The 21,280-nt window shown below is 63.0% G+C and carries 14 protein-coding genes and 1 tRNA gene; 13 read left to right on the top strand and 2 right to left on the bottom strand.

What is annotated here, in order from left to right; all coding sequences use genetic code 11:
- The first annotated feature begins 249 nt into the window (after nucleotides 1–249).
- The 3 genes from parC (at nucleotide 250) to tuf (ending at nucleotide 4,624) form a co-directional block, all read left to right on the top strand.
- Entirely contained in the window at nucleotides 250–2,598 is a 2,349-nt protein-coding gene (gene parC, locus DAEP_RS0112790) for a DNA topoisomerase IV subunit A (RefSeq protein WP_008554858.1), read from the top strand.
- Between the two features lie 127 nt (nucleotides 2,599–2,725).
- Nucleotides 2,726–3,325, top strand: coding sequence for a hypothetical protein (locus DAEP_RS0112785; protein ID WP_027244914.1), 600 nt, complete (start codon nucleotides 2,726–2,728; stop codon nucleotides 3,323–3,325).
- Nucleotides 3,326–3,448: 123 nt separating this feature from the next.
- Nucleotides 3,449–4,624 carry an elongation factor Tu gene (gene tuf, locus DAEP_RS0112780; RefSeq protein WP_008555140.1) on the top strand — a complete coding sequence of 392 codons (1,176 nt, stop codon included), beginning with the start codon at nucleotides 3,449–3,451 and terminating at the stop codon, nucleotides 4,622–4,624.
- Nucleotides 4,625–4,715: 91 nt separating this feature from the next.
- On the opposite strand, the gene DAEP_RS0112775 is transcribed toward tuf, so the two are convergent.
- A complete protein-coding gene (locus DAEP_RS0112775; RefSeq protein ID WP_008557463.1) occupies nucleotides 4,716–5,426 on the bottom strand; it encodes a lysophospholipid acyltransferase family protein in 711 nt (236 codons plus the stop codon).
- Nucleotides 5,427–5,602: 176 nt separating this feature from the next.
- On the opposite strand from DAEP_RS0112775, the gene DAEP_RS0112770 reads away from it, so the two are divergent.
- Nucleotides 5,603–5,678, top strand: a tRNA-Trp gene (locus DAEP_RS0112770).
- A gap of 57 nt (nucleotides 5,679–5,735) precedes the next feature.
- On the opposite strand, the gene DAEP_RS0112765 is transcribed toward DAEP_RS0112770, so the two are convergent.
- A complete protein-coding gene (locus DAEP_RS0112765) occupies nucleotides 5,736–7,880 on the bottom strand; it encodes an O-linked N-acetylglucosamine transferase, SPINDLY family protein (protein ID WP_027244913.1) in 2,145 nt (714 codons plus the stop codon).
- 205 nt (nucleotides 7,881–8,085) lie between these two features.
- Between DAEP_RS0112765 and secE the strand changes: the two genes are divergently transcribed.
- The 9 genes from secE (at nucleotide 8,086) to rpoC (ending at nucleotide 21,277) form a co-directional block, all read left to right on the top strand.
- The gene (gene secE, locus DAEP_RS0112760) at nucleotides 8,086–8,283 is read left to right on the top strand and encodes a preprotein translocase subunit SecE (RefSeq protein ID WP_008554326.1); all 198 of its coding nucleotides are present in this window, start codon (nucleotides 8,086–8,088) and stop codon (nucleotides 8,281–8,283) included.
- A 216-nt stretch (nucleotides 8,284–8,499) separates the two neighbouring features.
- A complete protein-coding gene (gene nusG / locus DAEP_RS0112755) occupies nucleotides 8,500–9,033 on the top strand; it encodes a transcription termination/antitermination protein NusG (protein WP_008557720.1) in 534 nt (177 codons plus the stop codon).
- Nucleotides 9,034–9,514: 481 nt separating this feature from the next.
- The gene (locus DAEP_RS24550; protein WP_425411782.1) at nucleotides 9,515–9,958 is read left to right on the top strand and encodes an SH3 domain-containing protein; all 444 of its coding nucleotides are present in this window, start codon (nucleotides 9,515–9,517) and stop codon (nucleotides 9,956–9,958) included.
- A gap of 167 nt (nucleotides 9,959–10,125) precedes the next feature.
- Nucleotides 10,126–10,551, top strand: coding sequence for a 50S ribosomal protein L11 (gene rplK, locus DAEP_RS0112750; protein ID WP_008555829.1), 426 nt, complete (start codon nucleotides 10,126–10,128; stop codon nucleotides 10,549–10,551).
- Nucleotide 10,552: 1 nt separating this feature from the next.
- Nucleotides 10,553–11,251, top strand: a complete 699-nt coding sequence (rplA, locus tag DAEP_RS0112745; protein ID WP_008553767.1) for a 50S ribosomal protein L1 — start codon at nucleotides 10,553–10,555, stop codon at nucleotides 11,249–11,251.
- 367 nt (nucleotides 11,252–11,618) lie between these two features.
- A complete protein-coding gene (rplJ, locus tag DAEP_RS0112740; RefSeq protein ID WP_008555990.1) occupies nucleotides 11,619–12,137 on the top strand; it encodes a 50S ribosomal protein L10 in 519 nt (172 codons plus the stop codon).
- Nucleotides 12,138–12,218: 81 nt separating this feature from the next.
- Nucleotides 12,219–12,593, top strand: a complete 375-nt coding sequence (gene rplL, locus DAEP_RS0112735; RefSeq protein WP_008556274.1) for a 50S ribosomal protein L7/L12 — start codon at nucleotides 12,219–12,221, stop codon at nucleotides 12,591–12,593.
- 249 nt (nucleotides 12,594–12,842) lie between these two features.
- A complete protein-coding gene (rpoB, locus tag DAEP_RS0112730; RefSeq protein WP_027244912.1) occupies nucleotides 12,843–16,979 on the top strand; it encodes a DNA-directed RNA polymerase subunit beta in 4,137 nt (1,378 codons plus the stop codon).
- A 53-nt stretch (nucleotides 16,980–17,032) separates the two neighbouring features.
- On the top strand, nucleotides 17,033–21,277 hold the full coding sequence (rpoC, locus tag DAEP_RS0112725; protein ID WP_008557437.1) for a DNA-directed RNA polymerase subunit beta': 4,245 nt from the start codon (nucleotides 17,033–17,035) through the stop codon (nucleotides 21,275–21,277).
- Nucleotides 21,278–21,280: the final 3 nt, after the last annotated feature.

Genomic DNA, 21,280 nt, shown 5'->3' with positions numbered 1-21,280 from the left:
GTCCCCCCAGACCAAAATAAACAGGCAAATCCAATGACCCGCAAAAGGCCGCTGCCCTGATTGCAAGAGTTTGGAAAGTAACGCGCGGCGCGGCTGCCTGGTTCCCTTTTATCTAGGGCAAGTCACCGCGCGGGAAATAGGGGAGACTCTTCTGTCTTCTCCCCCGCGCCCTGCACGCAGGCGGCAAAGCTGTGCGAATTTCGCGCACGCCCGCTTTACCAATTCCGGCGGCGGCAGTATCACGATTTCATGACCGACCTGGTAGAAGATCCCGACATGCCGTCTGCCCCTGAACAGGGTGAAATCCTGGAACCGCTGCGCCGCGCCATTGGCGAGCGCTATCTGACCTATGCGCTCAGCACCATTATGCACCGGGCGCTGCCCGATGCCCGCGACGGGCTGAAGCCGGTGCACCGGCGAATCCTCTATGCGATGAACCGCCTGCGGCTCAGCTCCACCGGCGGCTTCCTGAAGTCGGCCAAGATTTCCGGCGACACCATGGGCGACTTCCACCCCCACGGCGACGCCGCGATCTATGACGCGATGGCGCGCCTGGCGCAGGACTTCAACGTCCGGTATCCGCTGGTGGACGGCCAGGGCAACTTCGGCAACATCGACGGCGACAACCCGGCCGCCTCCCGCTACACCGAAGCGCGGATGACCTTCGTGGCCGAGGCGATGCTGGACGGCCTGAACGAAAACGCGGTCGATTTCCGGGACAACTACGACGGCCGCCTGACCGAACCGGCGGTGCTGCCCGCAACCTTCCCGAATATCCTCGCAAACGGCGCGGCCGGCATCGCTGTGGGCATGGCGACCAACATCCCGCCCCACAACATTGCTGAGCTGATCGACGCCTGCCTGCATCTGATCAAGACCCCGGATGCGCGCGATGACACGCTGCTGAACTATGTGCCAGGCCCCGATTTCCCCACCGGCGGCATCATCGTCGAACCCAAGGAAAACATCGCCAAGGCCTACAGCACCGGCCGCGGCTCCTTCCGCCTGCGCTGCAAGCATGAGGTCGAGGACCTGGGCCGCGGCCAGTGGCAGATCGTCGTCACCGAGATCCCCTATCAGGTCCAGAAATCCAAGCTGATCGAGAAGATCGCCGAGCTGATCCAGACCAAGAAGGTGCCGATCCTCGCCGATGTGCGCGACGAATCTGCGGACGACATCCGTATCGTCCTGGAACCCAAGTCCAAGAACGTGGACCCCGAGGTTCTGATGAACATGATGTTCCGCAACTCAGACCTGGAAATCCGCTTCAGCCTCAATATGAACGTGCTGATCGACGGTGTCACGCCCAAGGTCTGCTCAATGAAGGAGGTGCTGCGCGCTTTCCTCGACCACCGCCGCGACGTGCTGCAGCGCCGCTCGCGCCACCGGATGGAAAAGATCGACCACCGGCTGGAGGTGCTCGAAGGTTTCATCATCGCCTTCCTGAACCTCGACCGGGTGATCGACATCATCCGTTATGACGAGGACCCGAAGGCCGCGCTGATCCGCGAGGACTGGAGCAAGGACCACCCGCGCGCCCTCACTGAGGCCGATTACATCACCCCTGCACGGGGCGTCGGCGAGCTGACAGAGGTGCAGGCCGAGGCGATCCTCAACATGCGCCTGCGGTCTCTGCGCAAACTGGAAGAGATCGAACTGACCCGCGAGCGGGATGCGCTGCGCGAGGAGCGCGCCGGTCTGGTGGAGCTCTTGGCCTCCGAAGAACTCCAGTGGTCCCGCATCTCCGAACAGCTGAAGGAAACCAAGAAGCAGTTCGGCAAGGATTACGAAGGCGGCGCCCGCCGCACGCTGTTCGCCGAAGCGGGAGAGGCCGAAGACGTGCCGCTGGAGGCGATGATCGACCGCGAGCCGATCACCGTGGTCTGCTCCCAGATGGGCTGGATCCGCGCCATGACCGGCCACATCGACCTCAGCCGCGAGCTGAAGTTCAAGGACGGCGACGCCCCGCGCTTCATCTTCCACGCGGAAACCACCGACAAGCTCTTGGTGTTCGGCTCCAACGGCCGCTTCTACACCCTGTCGGCGGCAAACCTGCCGGGCGGCCGCGGCATGGGCGAACCGCTCCGCCTGATGGTCGACCTGCCGAACGAGGCGGAGATCGTCGACCTGCTGATCCACAACCCGGAGGGCCGCCTGCTGGTCGCCTCGGATGCGGGCAACGGCTTCATCTGCGCCGAGAAGGAAATCGTCGCCCAGACCCGCAGCGGCAAACAGGTGCTGAACGTCAAGGACGACGAGCGCGCCAAGGTCTGTATCCCGGTGGAGGGCGACCACGTCGCCGTGGTTTCCGAGAACGGCAAGTTCCTGGTCTTCGCGGTCGAGGAGATGCCCGAGCTGACCCGCGGCAAGGGCGTGCGCCTGCAGAAATACAACATGGCCCGCGGCAAACAGGGCTCGCTGGAGCTGGACGGCGGTCTCAGCGACATCACCACCTTCCGCTGGGACGAGGGCCTCAAGTGGGAAATGGGCGGCGGCAAGACCCGCCACGCGGCTGACCTCAGCGAATGGCTGGGCAAGCGCGCCAGCGTCGGCAAGCGCCCGCCGCACGGTTTCCCGCGGAGCTACAAGTTCAAATAGGCAGCGGATTTTCCGGCCAGCCTGTGCCCCCCGCGCCACCCGCGCGGGGGTTCCTGTTCAGGGGTCTTTACCCGCGGCGGCGCGCGGCGCTATCACGGCTGGGCCGAATACCTACAAAGGACGCCTCATGATCCGCATTTCTGCCCTGCTTGCCGCTCTGGCGCTGCTCACTGCCTGCGGTGAAACCCGGCTGGACGAAGCGCCCGAGGATCTGGGGGCGTTCCAGGCCCGGGTGACTCATGTCTACACCGAAAAGGCGCTGCAATGGCCGCTGTCGCGCAACGCCGACCACAGCGAATGGACCTCCCCGATCGAGTCTGCGCTGAACGCCCGGCTGCGCCGCTACGCAGGCACCCAGCAATACGATGTGGCGGTGACGCTCGAAGGCTTCATGCTGGCACCGCCCGGCGTGCCGGTGCTGTTCTCTCCCAAAAGCGCGGTGGTCGTGAACGTGTTTGTCTATGACGTGGCGAACAAGAAATTCCTCGCCAAGAAGCACCAGATGCAAATCTTCGAAAGCACCACCGGCGAAAGCGCGCTGCTGGGGTCGGGCCATGCCCGCACCAAGGAACAGCAGATCCAGGGGCTGGCGCTCAACATCGCCGACAAGGTCGAGGAATGGATGGCCGAAAATCACAAGGAGCAGGGCTGGTTCGCCCCGCGCCCCGCGGCAGGTTCCGCAGGCGCGGCAGCAACGGCTGCAGCGGAGGCCGCCCCGGCTGGTTAAGCCCGGTGATTTCCGCTTCTGTCAAGCTGGAACGGGTTGATTTTTGCGCGCAAACCAAATAATCCGCCCGCGCAGAGGAAACCGGGTCAACGCTGACCCCTCATTTCAAAAGGCGCCCAAGGCATGGCTAAGGAAAAGTTTGAACGTAATAAACCGCACGTCAACATCGGCACCATCGGCCACGTTGACCACGGCAAGACCACGCTGACCGCAGCGATCACCAAATACTTCGGTGACTTCAAAGCCTACGACCAGATCGACGGCGCACCGGAAGAAAAAGCGCGCGGCATCACCATCTCCACCGCGCACGTGGAATATGAGACCGAAGCGCGCCACTATGCGCACGTCGACTGCCCCGGCCACGCCGACTACGTGAAGAACATGATCACCGGTGCTGCCCAGATGGACGGCGCGATCCTGGTTGTGAACGCCGCTGACGGCCCGATGCCGCAGACCCGCGAGCACATCCTGCTGGGCCGCCAGGTTGGCATCCCGAAGATGGTCGTGTTCATGAACAAGGTTGACCAGGTCGACGACGAAGAGCTGCTGGAGCTCGTCGAAATGGAAATCCGCGAGCTGCTGTCGTCCTACGACTACCCGGGCGACGATATCCCGATCATCGCGGGCTCCGCGCTGGCGGCGATGGAAGGCCGTGATCCGGAAATCGGCGAAGAGAAGATCAAGGCGCTGATGGCGGCTGTCGACGAGTACATCGACACCCCGGCACGTGCGGTTGACCAGCCGTTCCTGATGCCGATCGAAGACGTGTTCTCGATCTCCGGCCGCGGCACCGTTGTGACCGGCCGTGTGGAGCGTGGCGTGATCAACGTGGGCGACTCGATCGAGATCGTCGGCATCCGCGACACCCAGACCACCACCTGCACCGGTGTGGAAATGTTCCGCAAGCTGCTGGACCGCGGTGAAGCGGGCGACAACATCGGCGCGCTGCTGCGCGGCATCGACCGTGAAGGCGTTGAGCGCGGCCAGGTTCTGTGCGCGCCGAAATCGGTGAAGCCGCACACCAAGTTCGAAGCCGAAGCCTACATCCTGACCAAGGAAGAAGGCGGCCGCCACACCCCGTTCTTCGCGAACTACCGTCCGCAGTTCTACTTCCGCACCACCGACGTGACCGGCACCGTGACCCTGCCGGAAGGCACCGAGATGGTGATGCCGGGCGACAACCTGAAGTTCGGCGTTGAGCTGATCGCACCGATCGCGATGGAAGACGGCCTGCGCTTCGCCATCCGCGAAGGCGGCCGCACCGTCGGCGCCGGCGTCGTGTCGAAGATCATCGAGTAATTCGCGTCAGCGAATGTTCGAACGGAAAGGCCGCCTTCGGGCGGCCTTTTTGCATTGCCGCGACCGCAAACCGTGCCGAAAAAAAGGCGGATCAGCTCTGCGGCTTCTCCGCACCTTCAATGCGGCGCCCGGCCGCTGCATCCGCCGCATCGGTAATGGCATCCAGCGACGCCTCCAGGCTCAGCCGCAGTGTTTCCACCTCTTCTTCGCTCGGCTTCTTGGGCACTTCGTCCGTCCATTCCCGGCACATCAGCACGCCGCGCGAAAACGGCAGCGGCAGCATCTGCTGGTCCCAGGTCGGCAGCTTGATCACCTTCCGCTCCGCAAAGGCCACGGTGAACACCCGGCAGCCGGTCATCCGCGCCCAGACCACCGGCACGGTGGAGGAAACCCGCGCAGGCCCGCGCGGGCCGTCGGCGGCGATGCCGATGGAGCAGCCGTCCTTGGTGCGGCGCAGCACTTCGCGCGACAGGGCGACGTGGCGCTTGTGGCTCGACATCGGGATGGTCTCGAACCCCAGCCGCACCAGGATCTGCCCGGCCAGCCGCCCGGCCCGCGCAGACGAGGTCAGCGCGCAGATGCGGCCCAGCGAGGTGTCGAACAGATAGGGGGCCATGATCAGCCGCTGGTGCCACAGCACGAAAATCACCGGCTCGCCGCGGCGGACGCAATCGTCCATCTCCTGGAACCCTGTGCGGGTCCACCGGGAGGTGCGGAAGGCGAATCGCACATAGGCGGCAAACAGCCCCTCGATGGCGCGGTTGACCCGGGGGCTGTCGGCGAATTTCTTTCTCAGGCTCACGGTTTCAGGCTCGTTTCCAAGGGATTGGCGGGCCAGGCTGCCCGTATTCCGGCCCGTCTTAGCGCATGGGCGGGTCCGGGCAAAGCCCGCGGCCCGCAAACCGCCGCGCGGCACGCAGAAAATCGGATTTCCCTCTTGCCTCCGCGGCGCGGCTGCCTTAGGACATGCCGCACCACAGGGGTATAGCTCAGTTGGTAGAGCGACGGTCTCCAAAACCGTAGGTCGCGGGTTCGAACCCTGCTGCCCCTGCCAGTCTCCCGAAAGCCAGATAGCTAAGGCCGCCCGCGGCGGGTGGACGGCGCTTGTGCGTTAGCCCTGAGGCGTCTCCGTGCCGGAGAGTGTCAGGTGGCCGGGGGCAACACCTCGCAGATACTGGCTGTAAGCCGCGTCATAAGCGCTCTCAATCTGCCGGGCGAACCGCGCGGCGGAGAACAGGGGGGCGTCCTGCTGCTGTGCGCGCAGCTTGCGCTTCAAGGCGGCACGGGCCTCCGGATCCGCGGCCAGTCCCGCAGCTTTTTCCTCATAGTCTTCCGCGCTGTCCGCGATCAGTTCCGGCAGTCCGGCGGCTTGCAGCAGGCTTGCCCCGGTGCGGGCGGCAAACTGCCGGCCGGGCAGGGTGAGCACCGGCACACCGGCGGCCAGCGCATCGCGGGCGGCAGCGCTGGCATTGACGGTGAAGGTGTCGAGGCATAGGCCGGCCAGCGTCAGCCGGGCAAGGTGCGCCTTGCGCTCCGCGGGCAGGGCAAAGATCAGCCGGTCGGGGTCGACGCCGCGGGCAGCCGCGGCGCGGCGCAGGTTCGAGACGGCGTGCGCGCCGTGGTCCAGCAGCCACAGCACGCTGTCCGGGGTGCTGCTGAGCAGGCGCATCCAGATATCGAATTCCCGCGGGGTGATCTGGCTGGCCGCAGCAAAGCTGCAGAAGACAAAGCCCGCGTCCGGCAAACCGCAATCCGCCCGGTCCGGGCCGCTGGCCGCCTCCGCCGGGGATACCGCCAGGCAGCTCTCCGGCAGGCGCAGCAGATGCTCGTTGTGATACCTCTCGCTGCCGGGCGGGCAGGCGGTGCTGTCGCTGATCAGATAGTCAAAGGCCGCGGTTCCCATGGTGCCGGGGAAACCGGGCCAGGAAATATGCAGCGGCGCCAGCCGCGCGCTGAACAAGCCGCTCCGGTTGCCGCGGCAATAGCCCGAGAGATCCACGGCGATGTCCAGCCCGTCGGCCTTGACCGCGGCGGCGGCGCCGGAGGTTCCGTCCAGTATCCGCAAGCAGGAGACAGCGGTTCGGAGCGCTGCGGCGGTCTCCTCCGCAAGCCCCGGACCGGTGGCATAGGCAAAAACGTCGAACCGGCCGCGGTCGTGGGCGGCGAAAATGGCTGCATGATGGCTCAGCACGTCTTCGGCGTCGCGGGCAGAGAAGACATACCCGGCCTTCAGGCGCTCCGGCCGCTGCGGCGCAGGCGGGGCGGTTTGCGGCTCCACCTCGGGGAACACCTCGCTGGCATAGGCCTGCGCCCGCACCCGCAGCAGGTCCGGGTTGTCCTCCATCACCATCAGCGCGCTGGGATCACAGCCGCTGCTGCGCAGCCCCAGAAGGCGGCGGTATTCCTCGTACTCCTGCACCCAGCGCCAGTCGCAAAGCTCTGCCAGAACATGCAGCCGCTCGGTGCGGGCGCGGTCGTCGGACGGGGAGGCCCGCAGGATCTTGTCAAAGCACGGCAGCGCCTCCGCAGGACGGCCCTCGGCCTTCAGCAGAAGCCCCAGCTGGAACTGCGCTTCGGCCAGGTCCGGCTGCAGGCCCGCAGCGCGGGTGTAGTGGTCCTTCGCCTCTTCCACGGCGCCGAGCTTCTGCAGCAGTCCGGCCAGGGCGAGGTGCAGCGCGGCATCGTCCGGGGCCAGCGCAACCGCCCGGCGCAGGACCGCGGCAGCCTCTGCGCTGCGCCCCTGAAGCGGCAGCGCCTCGGCCAGGCTGCGCAGCGCCAGCAGGCAATCGGCCTCCAGTGCCAGCGCCTTGCGGTAAAGCGCCACGGCGTTTTCCAGCTGCCCGCGCGCCATGTGAACCTGGCCCATCGCGGCATAGGTCCCCGCTTCCTTGGCGTCGATGCCGCAGGCCTTGTTCAGGCAGGTCGCCGCATTGTCCAGATGGCCGGCCGCCAGGTGGCAGCGGCCCAGGAAGTCCCACAGGAAATGCGACTCCCGGAAGGTCTTGAGCAAGGCGCCGCAGCTGTCGGCAGCCTCAAACGGCCGCCCGGCCGCCAGCGCCGCCTCCAGCTCCGCCTTGGTGTCCGCGGATGGCTCGCGCTGCTCCCGCAGGCGGCCGCGCAGCGAATCCAGCGCCTGCAGCGCGCGGGCGTTCTTCGGGTTGCGGGCAAGAATTCCTGCGTAGGCGAGCACGGCATCTTCGAACCTGGCATCACGTTCAAGCTGCTCAGCCTGGGAAAGGGTATGTGCGGGTGTCATGGCATCCTGTCTCACTGAAACACACGGGAGGGCGCCTGCGCGGCACGCGTCACGCACCGGGGCTTCTGAGGACAGTTTTGCGCGAAGTGGATTAAAAATGGATTGACCGCGGCCGGTCCGCCGCAGCGGTGCCGGGCACAGGGCTTGAATTCAGCGGCTGCACCGGTTAAATCGCCTGCACTGCTAGCAGAGAGACTCCCCCAGCATGGCGACTATCAACCCAGTTCAGTTCATCCAGCAGGTGCGTGCCGAAGTGTCCAAGGTCGTTTGGCCGACCCGGCGCGAGGTGCTGCTGACCACAGTCATGGTGTTTATCATGGCGGCCCTGACAGCGCTGTTTTTCGCGCTGGTCGACCTGCTGATCCGCTATGGCCTGCAGGGCCTTCTGGGGATGTTCGGCTAAGCCTGCAGCGGTATGACGGCTCCGGGGCCGCGGCTGCTGCGCTGCACTTGATCTTGGCGGCAATGGGCGGTACCTGAGCAGGAACTATTGAGGCGGGCGTGCAGCGATTCGGTTTGCACGCCGCTTTTTGTTGGAGAGCGCAGCTTCAGGGCTGCAACGGAATGATTACGCAACGGCGCGGCACCGGCCCGCCCTGCAGAACAAGGACAACGGTTCATGGCGAAACGGTGGTACTCGGTCAGCGTTCTTTCGAACTTCGAAAAGAAAATCGCAGAGCAGATCCGCACCGCGGTCGCCGAGCAGGGGCTCGAGGACGAGATTGACGAGGTGCTGGTCCCGACCGAGGAGGTGATCGAGATCCGCCGCGGCAAGAAGGTCTCGACCGAGCGCCGCTTCATGCCCGGCTACGTGCTGGTGCACATGGAAATGTCCGACCGCGGCTATCACCTGATTTCCTCGATCAACCGCGTCACCGGCTTCCTCGGCCCGCAGGGCCGCCCGATGCCGATGCGCGACGCAGAGGTGCAGGGCATCCTGGGCCGCGTCGAGGAAGGCGTCGAGACGCCGCGCACCCTGATCCACTTCGAGATCGGCGAGAAGGTCAAGGTCAACGACGGCCCGTTCGAGGATTTCGACGGCATGGTCGAAGAGGTCGACGAGGACAACCAGAAGCTCAAGGTCACCGTGTCCATCTTCGGCCGTGAAACCCCGGTCGAGCTGGATTTTGCCCAGGTGACCAAGCAGGGGTGATAGATTCCTCAGTGGAATTTGAGGCGCCGCGTTGGGTTCAACGCGGCGTTTTTTGTTTTAGATGCTGAGGATTGCTTCCGTAAAAGGTATGCCAATTAGACCGATGCATCCGTTGGAGGCTTTGCCTGGTGATCTAGGGTCGCACCGTTGTAGTATGTTGACGTTTTGGCGTTGGGTGACTGCGCGTTGATGCTGTGGTCAAACTGCTGTTGCAGAGGCTTTGTTCCAGGAAGGCCAGGGGAAAAAGACTTTGCTGTTGAAGTGTCTAGAGATGCTCGCGTAGCCTGCCCGCAATTTGCACTAATATCATTGGGCATAAGATTTGCTGGATACATTTTTGGTTCATTGGATCGCCGCAGCACTTTTGGGTGTGGGTGGCTTTCTCGGGATACAAGCCTGGGGACGTCGCGGCGAAAAGGGATTTCTGCTTCCCTTCATTGTATCCTGTCTTCTTTTTGTATCTGTTCCAGTATTCACCTCGATGACAGGGGTCACCCTTGATGATCTCACAAGAAGGTACATTGGCGATCCGATCGTAAGCGCATTTGGCCTTAGCCCAAGCGCGCGCGCTCGATCCGATGATCTGAACCGGTTGCAACGTTCAGCGATCCCCTTGGAACCAAGTGGGAGCCAGTTGCAGCCGAATGGCACGGCCGAGGCGCGGTGGGAAAACTACGGCGCAGTTGCGTCTGAGTTTCCTAATACCCACTATATTTCTAAAGATATTAATCGATTGAACATTCGGAATGGGCCCGGAACAGACTATAAAATTGTAGGAGGAAGAAATGCCGGCTCTTGCATAAGGGTCCTTCAGACACGAGGCTCCTGGTCGAAAGTGGTTGTTTCCACGGCTGGTGGGCCCTGGGCATATTATGCAAGCAACAAGTATTTGCTCCCGATCAGACCCAGCCAGAGGTGTGAGTAGATCGAACACCGCACCTATTGCCATTTTTTTTAAACCGGCGTACACGCCACCCAATCGTCTTCGGGCGAGATTCTCTCGTGGGAGATCAAGGGATCGCGATCCTGACATCCGACCACGCAACATTCTCCGGGCAGGACGCGTCCCGCCCTCGTTGAAAGGAAAACCAAATGGCTAAGAAGCTTGTTGGTTCGATGAAGCTGCAGGTTCCTGCAGGTCAGGCAAACCCCTCTCCGCCGGTCGGCCCGGCCCTGGGTCAGCGCGGCATCAACATCATGGAATTCTGCAAGGCGTTCAACGCCAAGACCGCAGACATGGAGCCCGGCGCGCCGTGCCCGACCGTGATCACCTACTATCAGGACAAGTCCTTCACCATGGACATCAAGACGCCGCCCGCGTCTTACTACCTGAAGAAGGCGGCCAAGGTGAAATCCGGCGCGAACAACCCGTCGCGTGAAACCGTCGGCACCGTGACCGTGGCCCAGGTGAAAGAAATCGCCGAAGCCAAGATGAAAGATCTGAACGCCAACGACATCGAAGGCGCAATGCAGATCATCCTGGGCTCTGCCCGCTCCATGGGCATCGAGGTGAAGTAAGATGGCAAAGCTCGGTAAACGTACCCGCGCCGCGCGCGAAGCCTTCGCCGGCAAGGAAAACCTGTCGGTCGAGGAAGCCGTTGCCCTGATCAAGGCCAACGCCTCTGCCAAATTCGACGAAACCGTCGAGATCGCCATGAACCTGGGCGTTGACACCCGCCACGCAGACCAGATGGTCCGCGGCGTGGTCGGCCTGCCGAACGGCACCGGCAAAGACATGCGCGTTGCTGTCTTCGCCCGCGGCGCCAAGGCAGATGAAGCCACCGCAGCCGGCGCTGACATCGTTGGCGCAGAAGACCTGATGGAAGCGATCCAGGGCGGCAAGATCGACTTTGACCGCTGCATCGCAACCCCGGACATGATGCCCGTCGTCGGCCGTCTGGGCAAAATCCTGGGCCCGCGCAACCTGATGCCGAACCCGAAGGTCGGCACCGTGACCATGGACGTGAAAGCGGCCGTGGAAGCAGCCAAGGGCGGCGAAGTCCAGTTCAAGGCGGAAAAAGGCGGCGTCGTGCACGCAGGCGTCGGCAAAGCGTCCTTTGACGAAGCCAAGCTGGTCGAGAACGTCCGTGCCTTCGTGTCGGCCGTGGCCAAAGCCAAGCCGTCGGGCGCAAAAGGCGCCTACATGAAAAAGATCAACCTGTCCTCGACCATGGGTCCGGGCATCACGGTTGACGTGGACAACGCTGTCACCGAGTAATCGGGCTCACAGTTGAAGTCAGGAGGGCGGCCCCGCAAGGGTCGCCCTTTTCCTTTTCCGGCGGACCTCTGCGCGCTGGCGCATTTTCCAATTTCGCTCTTGGAAATCCCCGCCAATGGGTCTAACTACGGCCTTGAGATAAAGCGTGCGATTCGTCGTGCGCTTTATTTCATTTCGTCCAAGATGGTGGGTGGCCTCCGATCGGGCCTTAATTTCCCTCCTGAGACGGGTACAGACCAAGAAGATCGGGGGTTTTCAATCCCTCGGGCGGATTTGGCTCATCCCGTAAAACGGACCTGAACGCCGGTTCATCTGGGCCGGCAAATATGAGCCGGGATGCGCAAGCATCCCTAACTTGGAGAGAACTGTGGATAGAGCCCAGAAAGAGAAAGTGGTCGAGGAACTCGGCCAGATCTTCGAAAGCTCTGGCGTCGTGGTGGTAGCTCACTACGCCGGTCTGACAGTTGCTGAGATGCAGGATCTGCGCGCACGTGCCCGTGACGCGAACAGTTCCGTGCGTGTTGCCAAGAACAGGCTCGCCAAAATCGCCCTCGAGGGTAAGCCGTGTGAAAACATGGCCGGCCTGCTGACAGGGATGACCGTTCTGACCTACTCCGAAGATCCCGTGTCCGCCGCCAAGGTGGCCGAGGATTTCGCCAAGGATAACAAAAAGTTTGAGATCCTCGGCGGTGCAATGGGTGAGAACGCTCTGGACCGTGCCGGTGTCGAAGCCGTGTCGAAAATGCCGTCCCGCGACGAGCTCATCGCTCAGATCGCAAGCTGCATTGGCGCACCTGCTTCCAACATCGCCGGCGCGATTGGCGCACCTGCAAGCAACATCGCAAGCATCCTTTCGACCATCGAAGAGAAGGCGGAAGCTGCGTAAGCGGTTGGCACTGAATGGCTGGCGTGGGGCACAAGCCCGCACGTTGGAACACACATACTGTAAACGGAAAGAGCTGATACAATGGCTGATCTGAAAGCACTCGCAGAAAGCATCGTGGGTCTGACCCTGCTGGAAGCACAAGAACTGAAAACCATCCTGAAAGACGAATACGGCATCGAGCCCGCAGCAGGCGGCGCCGTTGTCATGGCTGCAGCTGGCGACGCCGGCGGCGCAGCTGAAGAAGAAAAGACCGAGTTTGACGTCGTTCTGAAGAACGCCGGCGCTTCCAAGATCAACGTGATCAAGGAAGTCCGCGGCATCACCGGCCTGGGCCTGAAAGAAGCCAAGGAACTGGTTGAAGCCGGCGGCAAAATCAAAGAAGGCGTGTCCAAGGACGAAGCAGAAGACATCAAAGGCAAGCTGGAAGCAGCTGGCGCCGAAGTCGAGCTGGCCTAAGACCTGCCTCTGGTGCATTCCTGATGCATCGGAAATTTGGCTGGGTCCGGAGTTTTCCGGGCCCAGCCGAACCTGTCTTAGAAAGGGCCCTAATTCCGGGGCGTTTTTTCAGGCGAGGTTCAAGGGATCGGGAGGCTGCCTTCGGGACGGTGGCCATGAATTGATCCGAACGCGCTGTCTCGTATGGGCAAGGTGCCGGGGCCCGGCGGCAACCTTGACCGGTGAGAACTCGGAAAGGTGACATCTGACATGGCTCAATCGTTCCTTGGCCAGAAACGTCTACGTAAATACTACGGCAAAATCCGCGAAGTGCTGGAAATGCCGAACCTCATTGAGGTGCAGAAATCTTCCTACGATCTGTTCCTGCGCTCCGGCGATGCAGCAGAGCCGCTTGACGGCGAAGGCATCAAAGGTGTGTTCCAGTCGGTCTTCCCGATCAAGGACTTCAACGAAACTTCCGTTCTGGAGTTCGTGAAGTACTCCTTCGAGAAGCCGAAATACGACGTCGAAGAATGCATGCAGCGCGACATGACCTACAGCGCGCCGCTGAAGGTGACCCTGCGCCTCATCGTCTTTGATGTCGACGAGGACACCGGCGCCAAGTCCGTGAAGGACATCAAGGAACAGGACGTCTTCATGGGCGACATGCCCCTGATGACCCCGAACGGCACCTTTATCGTGAACGGCACCGAGCGCGTGATCGTGTCCCAGATGCACCGCTCGCCGGGCGTGTTCTTCGATCACGACAAAGGCAAGACCCACTCCTCGGGCAAGCTGCTGTTTGCCTGCCGCATCATCCCGTACCGCGGCTCCTGGCTCGACTTCGAATTCGACGCCAAGGACATCGTCTTTGCCCGTATCGACCGCCGCCGCAAGCTGCCGGTGACCACGCTGCTGTATGCCCTGGGCCTGGACCAGGAAGGCATCATGGATGCCTATTACAACACCATCTCCTTCAAGCTGGAGAAATCCCGCGGCTGGGTCGCGCCGTTCTTCCCGGAACGCGTGCGCGGCACCCGCCCGACCTATGACCTGGTGGACGCTGCCACCGGCGAGATCATCTGCGAAGCGGGCAAGAAAGTCACTCCGCGCGCCGTCAAAAAGATGATCGAGGAAGGCACCATCACCGAGCTGCTGGTGCCCTTCGACCACATCGTCGGCAAGTTCGTCGCCAAGGACATCATCAACGAAGACAACGGCGCGATCTACGTCGAGGCCGGCGATGAGCTGACCCTGGAATACGACAAGGACGGCGACCTGATCGGCGGCTCCCTGAAAGAGCTGCTGGACGCGGGCATCACCGACATTCCGGTGCTGGACATCGACAACGTCAACGTCGGCCCCTACATGCGCAACACCATGGCGCAGGACAAGAACCGGACCCGCGAAAGCGCGCTCATGGACATCTACCGTGTGATGCGCCCGGGCGAGCCGCCCACCGTCGAGGCCGCGTCGGCCCTGTTCGACACCCTGTTCTTCGACTCCGAGCGTTACGACCTCAGCGCCGTTGGCCGCGTGAAGATGAACATGCGCCTGGCGCTCGACGCCGAGGACACCCAGCGCACCCTGCGCAAGGAAGACATCGTCGCCTGTGTCAAGGCGCTGGTTGACCTGCGCGACGGCCGTGGCGATATCGACGACATCGACCACCTGGGCAACCGCCGCGTGCGCTCCGTCGGCGAGCTGATGGAAAACCAGTACCGCGTCGGCCTCCTGCGCATGGAGCGTGCGATCAAGGAGCGGATGTCCTCCGTCGAGATCGACACCGTGATGCCGCAGGACCTGATCAACGCGAAACCGGCAGCCGCCGCGGTGCGTGAATTCTTCGGCTCCTCGCAGCTGTCGCAGTTCATGGACCAGACCAACCCGCTGTCGGAAGTCACCCACAAACGCCGCCTGTCGGCGCTTGGCCCGGGCGGTCTGACCCGCGAGCGTGCAGGCTTCGAGGTCCGCGACGTTCACCCGACCCACTATGGCCGGATGTGCCCGATTGAGACCCCGGAAGGCCCGAACATCGGTCTGATCAACTCGCTGGCGACCTTCGCGCGCGTCAACAAGTACGGTTTCATCGAAACGCCTTACCGCGTGGTGAAAGACGGACAGGTGACCGACGAGGTTCACTACATGTCCGCCACCGAGGAAATGCGTCACACCGTGGCGCAGGCAAACGCCTCGCTGGATGAAAACGGCAAGTTCATCAACGACCTGGTGTCGACCCGCCAGTCGGGTGACTACACTCTGGCGCCGAACGAAAGCGTCGACCTGATCGACGTGTCGCCCAAGCAGCTGGTCTCGGTTGCGGCCTCGCTGATCCCGTTCCTGGAAAACGACGACGCCAACCGCGCTCTGATGGGCTCGAACATGCAGCGTCAGGCGGTTCCGCTGCTGCGCGCAGAGGCGCCGCTGGTCGGCACCGGCATCGAGGAAAAGGTTGCGATCGACTCCGGCGCGGCCATCCAGGCGAAGCGTGCGGGCATCATCGACCAGGTTGATGCGCAGCGTATCGTGATCCGGGCCACCGAGGACCTGGAACTGGGCGACGCGGGCGTGGACATCTACCGCATGCGCAAGTTCCAGCGCTCGAACCAAAACACCTGTATCAACCAGCGTCCGCTGGTGAAGGTGGGCGACACCGTTCAGAAAGGCGAAGTCATCGCCGACGGCCCGTCGACCGATATGGGCGAACTGGCTCTGGGCAAGAACGTGGTCGTCGCGTTCATGCCGTGGAACGGCTACAACTACGAAGACTCCATCCTGATCTCCGAGCGCATTGCGCGTGACGACGTCTTCACCTCGGTCCACATCGAGGAATTCGAAGTCGCCGCCCGCGACACCAAGCTCGGGCCGGAAGAAATCACCCGCGACATCCCCAACGTCGGCGAGGAAGCCCTGCGCAACCTCGACGAAGCGGGCATCGTCTACATCGGCGCCGATGTGGAGCCGGGCGACATTCTGGTCGGCAAGATCACTCCGAAGGGCGAAAGCCCGATGACCCCGGAAGAGAAGCTCCTGCGCGCCATCTTCGGCGAGAAGGCTTCCGACGTGCGCGACACCTCGCTGCGCGTGAAGCCGGGCGACTACGGCACCGTCGTGGAAGTGCGCGTCTTCAACCGCCACGGTGTGGAGAAAGACGAGCGCGCGCTGCAGATCGAGCGTGAGGAAGTCGAGCGTCTGGCCCGTGACCGGGACGACGAGCTGGCGATCCTGGACCGCAACATCTATGCCCGCCTGCGCGGCATGATCCTGGGCAAAGTGGCCGTCAAAGGCCCGAAAGGCGTGCGTGCCGGCACCGAAATCACCGAGGATCTGCTGGACTCCCTGTCCCGCGGCCAGTGGTGGATGCTGGCGCTGGAAGACGAACAGGACGCCCAGGTTGTCGAGGCCCTGAACGAGCAGTACGAGGCGCAGAAGCGCGCCCTGGACGCCCGTTTCGAGGACAAGGTCGAGAAGGTCCGCCGCGGCGACGACCTGCCGCCGGGTGTGATGAAGATGGTCAAGGTCTTCATCGCTGTGAAGCGCAAGCTGCAGCCGGGCGACAAGATGGCCGGCCGTCACGGCAACAAGGGTGTGATCTCGAAAGTGGTGCCGATGGAGGACATGCCGTTCCTCGCCGACGGCACCCCGGTCGACTTCTGCCTCAACCCGCTGGGCGTGCCGTCGCGGATGAACGTCGGTCAGATCCTGGAGACCCACATGGGCTGGGCCGCACGCGGCCTCGGCATCAAGGTGGATGACGCGCTGCAGGAATACCGCCGCTCGGGCGACCTGACCCCGGTCCGTGAAGCGATGCACCACGCCTATGGCGACGATGTCTATGACGAAGGCATCGCCAATATGGACGAGGACTCGCTGATCGAAGCCGCAGGCAACGTGACCCGCGGTGTGCCGATTGCGACCCCGGTCTTTGACGGCGCCAAGGAAGGCGACGTGAACGACGCGCTGAAGCGTGCGGGCTTTGACACCTCGGGCCAGTCGATCCTGTTCGACGGCCGCACCGGCGAGCAGTTCGCGCGTCCGGTGACCGTGGGCATCAAGTACCTGCTGAAGCTGCACCACCTGGTGGACGACAAGATCCACGCGCGTTCCACCGGCCCGTACTCGCTGGTTACCCAGCAGCCGCTGGGCGGTAAGGCGCAGTTCGGCGGTCAGCGCTTCGGGGAGATGGAAGTCTGGGCGCTGGAAGCCTATGGCGCCGCCTACACCCTGCAGGAGATGCTCACCGTGAAATCGGATGACGTCGCCGGCCGGACCAAGGTCTATGAGTCGATCGTCAAGGGCGAGGATAACTTCGAGGCGGGCGTGCCGGAATCGTTCAACGTTCTGGTGAAAGAAGTCCGCGGCCTCGGCCTGAACATGGAACTCCTGGATGCGGAGGTTGAGGAGTAAGGGCTTCGCGCCCTTCTCCCGCTCCCCCCTTCCGCAAGATTTGAGGTATCAAAATGAACCAGGAAATCACCAACAACCCGTTCAACCCGCTGACCCCGCCGAAGGTCTTTGATGAAATCAAAGTCTCGCTGGCCAGCCCGGAACGGATCCTGTCTTGGTCCTACGGCGAAATCAAAAAGCCCGAGACCATCAACTACCGGACCTTCAAGCCGGAGCGCGACGGCCTGTTCTGCGCCCGCATCTTCGGCCCGATCAAAGACTACGAATGCCTGTGCGGCAAATACAAGCGGATGAAGTACCGCGGCGTCGTCTGTGAAAAATGCGGCGTCGAGGTCACCCTGCAGAAAGTGCGCCGCGAGCGCATGGGTCACATCGAGCTGGCAGCACCTGTCGCGCACATCTGGTTTCTGAAGTCGCTGCCCAGCCGCATCGGCCTGATGCTGGACATGACCCTGCGCGATCTCGAGCGGGTTCTGTACTTCGAAAACTACGTCGTTATCGAGCCGGGCCTCACGGATCTGACCTATGGTCAGATGATGACCGAAGAAGAGTTCATGGACGCCCAGGACGCCTATGGCATGGACGCCTTCACCGCCAATATCGGCGCTGAAGCGATCCGTGACATGCTGGCCCAGATCGACCTGGAATCGGAAGCCGAAACGCTGCGCGCCGAACTGGCCGAAGCGACCGGCGAACTGAAGCCCAAGAAGATCATCAAGCGTCTGAAAGTCGTGGAATCCTTCCTGGAATCGGGCAACCGTCCGGAATGGATGATCATGACCGTGATCCCGGTCATTCCGCCGGAACTGCGCCCGCTGGTTCCGCTGGACGGCGGCCGCTTTGCGACCTCCGACCTCAACGACCTGTACCGCCGCGTGATCAACCGGAACAACCGCCTGAAGCGGCTGATCGAACTGCGCGCGCCGGACATCATCGTCCGCAACGAAAAGCGGATGCTGCAGGAATCCGTGGACGCGCTGTTCGACAACGGCCGCCGCGGCCGCGTCATCACCGGCGCCAACAAGCGCCCGCTGAAGTCGCTCTCCGACATGCTGAAAGGCAAGCAGGGCCGCTTCCGCCAGAACCTTCTGGGTAAACGCGTCGACTTCTCCGGCCGTTCGGTGATCGTGACCGGTCCTGAGCTGAAGCTGCACCAGTGCGGCCTGCCCAAGAAGATGGCGCTCGAGCTGTTCAAGCCGTTCATCTACTCGCGTCTGGAGGCCAAGGGCCTGTCCTCGACCGTGAAGCAGGCGAAGAAGCTGGTCGAAAAAGAGCGTCCCGAAGTGTGGGATATCCTGGACGAGGTGATCCGCGAGCACCCGGTGATGCTGAACCGCGCACCGACGCTGCACCGTCTGGGTATCCAGGCGTTCGAACCCACGCTGATCGAAGGCAAGGCCATCCAGCTGCACCCGCTGGTCTGCTCGGCGTTCAACGCGGACTTCGACGGCGACCAGATGGCTGTGCACGTCCCGCTGAGCCTTGAGGCCCAGCTGGAAGCGCGCGTCCTGATGATGTCCACGAACAACGTTCTGTCGCCCGCCAACGGCGCGCCGATCATCGTTCCCTCGCAGGATATGATCCTGGGTCTCTACTATGTGACCCTGGAACGCGAAGGTATGCCCGGCGAAGGCAAGATCTTTGGCACCATCGACGAGGTTCAGCACGCGCTGGACGCCGGCGAAGTGCACCTGCACACCAAGATCACCGCGCGGATCACCCAGATCGACGAGGAAGGCAACGAGGTTCTCAAGCGTTATGAGACCACCCCGGGCCGTGTCCGCCTGGGCGCGCTGCTGCCGAAAAACGCCAAGGCGCCGTTCGAGCTGGTCAACCGCCTCCTGCGGAAGAAAGAAGTTCAGCAGGTCATCGACACCGTCTACCGCTACTGCGGCCAGAAAGAGTCGGTCATCTTCTGCGACCAGATCATGACCATGGGCTTCCGCGAGGCGTTCAAGGCCGGCATCTCCTTCGGCAAGGACGACATGGTGATCCCCGACACCAAGTGGACCATCGTCGATGACACCCGCGAGCAGGTGAAAGACTTCGAACAGCAGTACATGGACGGCCTGATTACTCAGGGCGAAAAGTACAACAAGGTTGTCGATGCCTGGTCGAAGTGCAACGACAAGGTCACCGAGGCGATGATGAACACCATCTCCGCCGACAAGCGGGATGAGAATGGCGCCGTGATGGAACCGAACTCGGTTTACATGATGGCCCACTCCGGTGCGCGTGGCTCGGTTACGCAGATGAAGCAGCTGGGCGGTATGCGCGGCCTGATGGCCAAGCCGAACGGCGACATCATCGAGACCCCGATCATCTCGAACTTTAAAGAAGGCCTGACCGTTCTCGAGTACTTCAACTCGACCCACGGTGCCCGTAAGGGTCTGTCGGATACCGCGCTGAAGACGGCGAACTCGGGTTACCTGACCCGCCGTCTGGTGGACGTGGCGCAGGACTGCATCGTTCGCGAGATCGATTGCGGCACGGATCGCGCGATCACCGCGGAAGCGGCTGTGAACGACGGCGAGGTCGTGGCGTCTCTGGGCGAGCGCATCCTGGGCCGTGTGGCTGCGGATGACATCCTGCGCCCCGGCACCGAGGAAGTCATCGTGGCCGCGGGCCAGCTGATCGACGAGCGGATGGCGGACGCAGTGGAAGAGGCCGGCGTGCAGTCGACCCGCATCCGCTCGCCGCTGACCTGCGAAAGCGAAGAGGGCGTCTGCGCCATGTGCTACGGCCGTGACCTGGCCCGCGGCACCCGCGTGAACACCGGCGAGGCCGTCGGCATCATCGCGGCGCAGTCGATCGGTGAACCCGGCACCCAGCTGACCATGCGGACCTTTCACATCGGCGGCGTTGCCCAGGGCGGCCAGCAGTCGTTCCTGGAAGCCAGCCAGGAAGGCAAGATCGTCTTCGAGATGCCGCAGACCCTGGAGAACGCCAACGGCGAAACTCTGGTTGTCGGCCGCAACATGAAGCTGATCATCCAGGACGAGCACGGCGAAGAGCGCGCCAGCCACAAGCTGGGCTACGGCTCCAAGCTGTTCGTCAAGGAAGGCCAGCAGGTCAAGCGCGGCGACAAGCTGTTCGAATGGGACCCCTACACCCTGCCGATCATCGCCGAGAAGCCGGGTACCGCCAAGTATGTCGACCTGGTCTCGGGCCTGGCTGTCCGCGACGAGACCGACGAAGCCACCGGCATGACCCAGAAGATCGTGATCGACTGGCGTGCGGCTCCGAAGGGCTCCGAACTGAAGCCGGAGATCATCCTGGTCGACGAGGGCGGCGAGCCGGTGCGCAGCGATGCGGGCAACCCGCTGACCTACCCGATGTCCGTGGACGCCATCCTGTCGGTCGAAGACGGCCAGCAGATCATGGCAGGCGACGTCGTTGCGCGTATCCCGCGTGAAGGCGCCAAGACCAAGGACATCACCGGTGGTCTGCCGCGCGTTGCGGAACTGTTCGAAGCCCGCCGTCCGAAGGATCACGCGATCATCGCCGAAATCGATGGTTACGTGCGCTTCGGCCGCGACTACAAGAACAAGCGCCGCATCTCGATCGAGCCGAGCGACGAGTCGATGGAGCCCGTCGAATACATGGTGCCCAAGGGCAAGCACATTCCGGTTCAGGAAGGTGATTTTGTCCAGAAGGGCGACTACATCATGGACGGCAACCCGGCGCCGCATGACATCCTGTCCATCATGGGTGTCGAGGCACTGGCGAACTACATGATCGACGAGGTCCAGGACGTCTACCGCCTGCAGGGTGTGAAGATCAACGACAAGCACATCGAGGTGATCGTTCGCCAGATGCTGCAGAAGTGGGAGATCTCCGACTCCGGCGACACCACGCTGCTGAAAGGCGAGCACGTGGACAAGCAGGAGTTCGACGCTGCCAACGACAAGGCGATTGCCCGCGGCAAGCGCCCGGCGCAGGGCGAACCGATCCTGCTCGGCATCACCAAGGCGTCGCTGCAGACCCGCTCCTTCATCTCGGCGGCCTCCTTCCAGGAGACCACCCGCGTCCTCACCGAGGCCTCGGTGCAGGGCAAGAGGGACAAGCTGGTCGGCCTCAAGGAGAACGTCATCGTGGGCCGCCTGATCCCGGCCGGCACCGGCGGCGCCACCCAGCGGGTGCGCCAGATCGCCCAGAGCCGCGACAACGTGGTGCTGGAAGCCCGCCGCGAAGAAGCCGAAGCCGCTGCAGCCCTGGCTGCTCCGGTGATGGACGAGGACGCGATGGGCGGCGACGACCTGGATATCCTGGTCGAAACCCCGGAAAGCCGCGACTAAGCC

Source organism: Leisingera daeponensis DSM 23529, from assembly GCF_000473145.1.
Classification (GTDB): Bacteria; Pseudomonadota; Alphaproteobacteria; order Rhodobacterales; family Rhodobacteraceae; genus Leisingera; species Leisingera daeponensis.
Note: the sequence above shows the minus strand (reverse complement) of the source record. Positions and strands in the feature narration are given on the sequence as shown.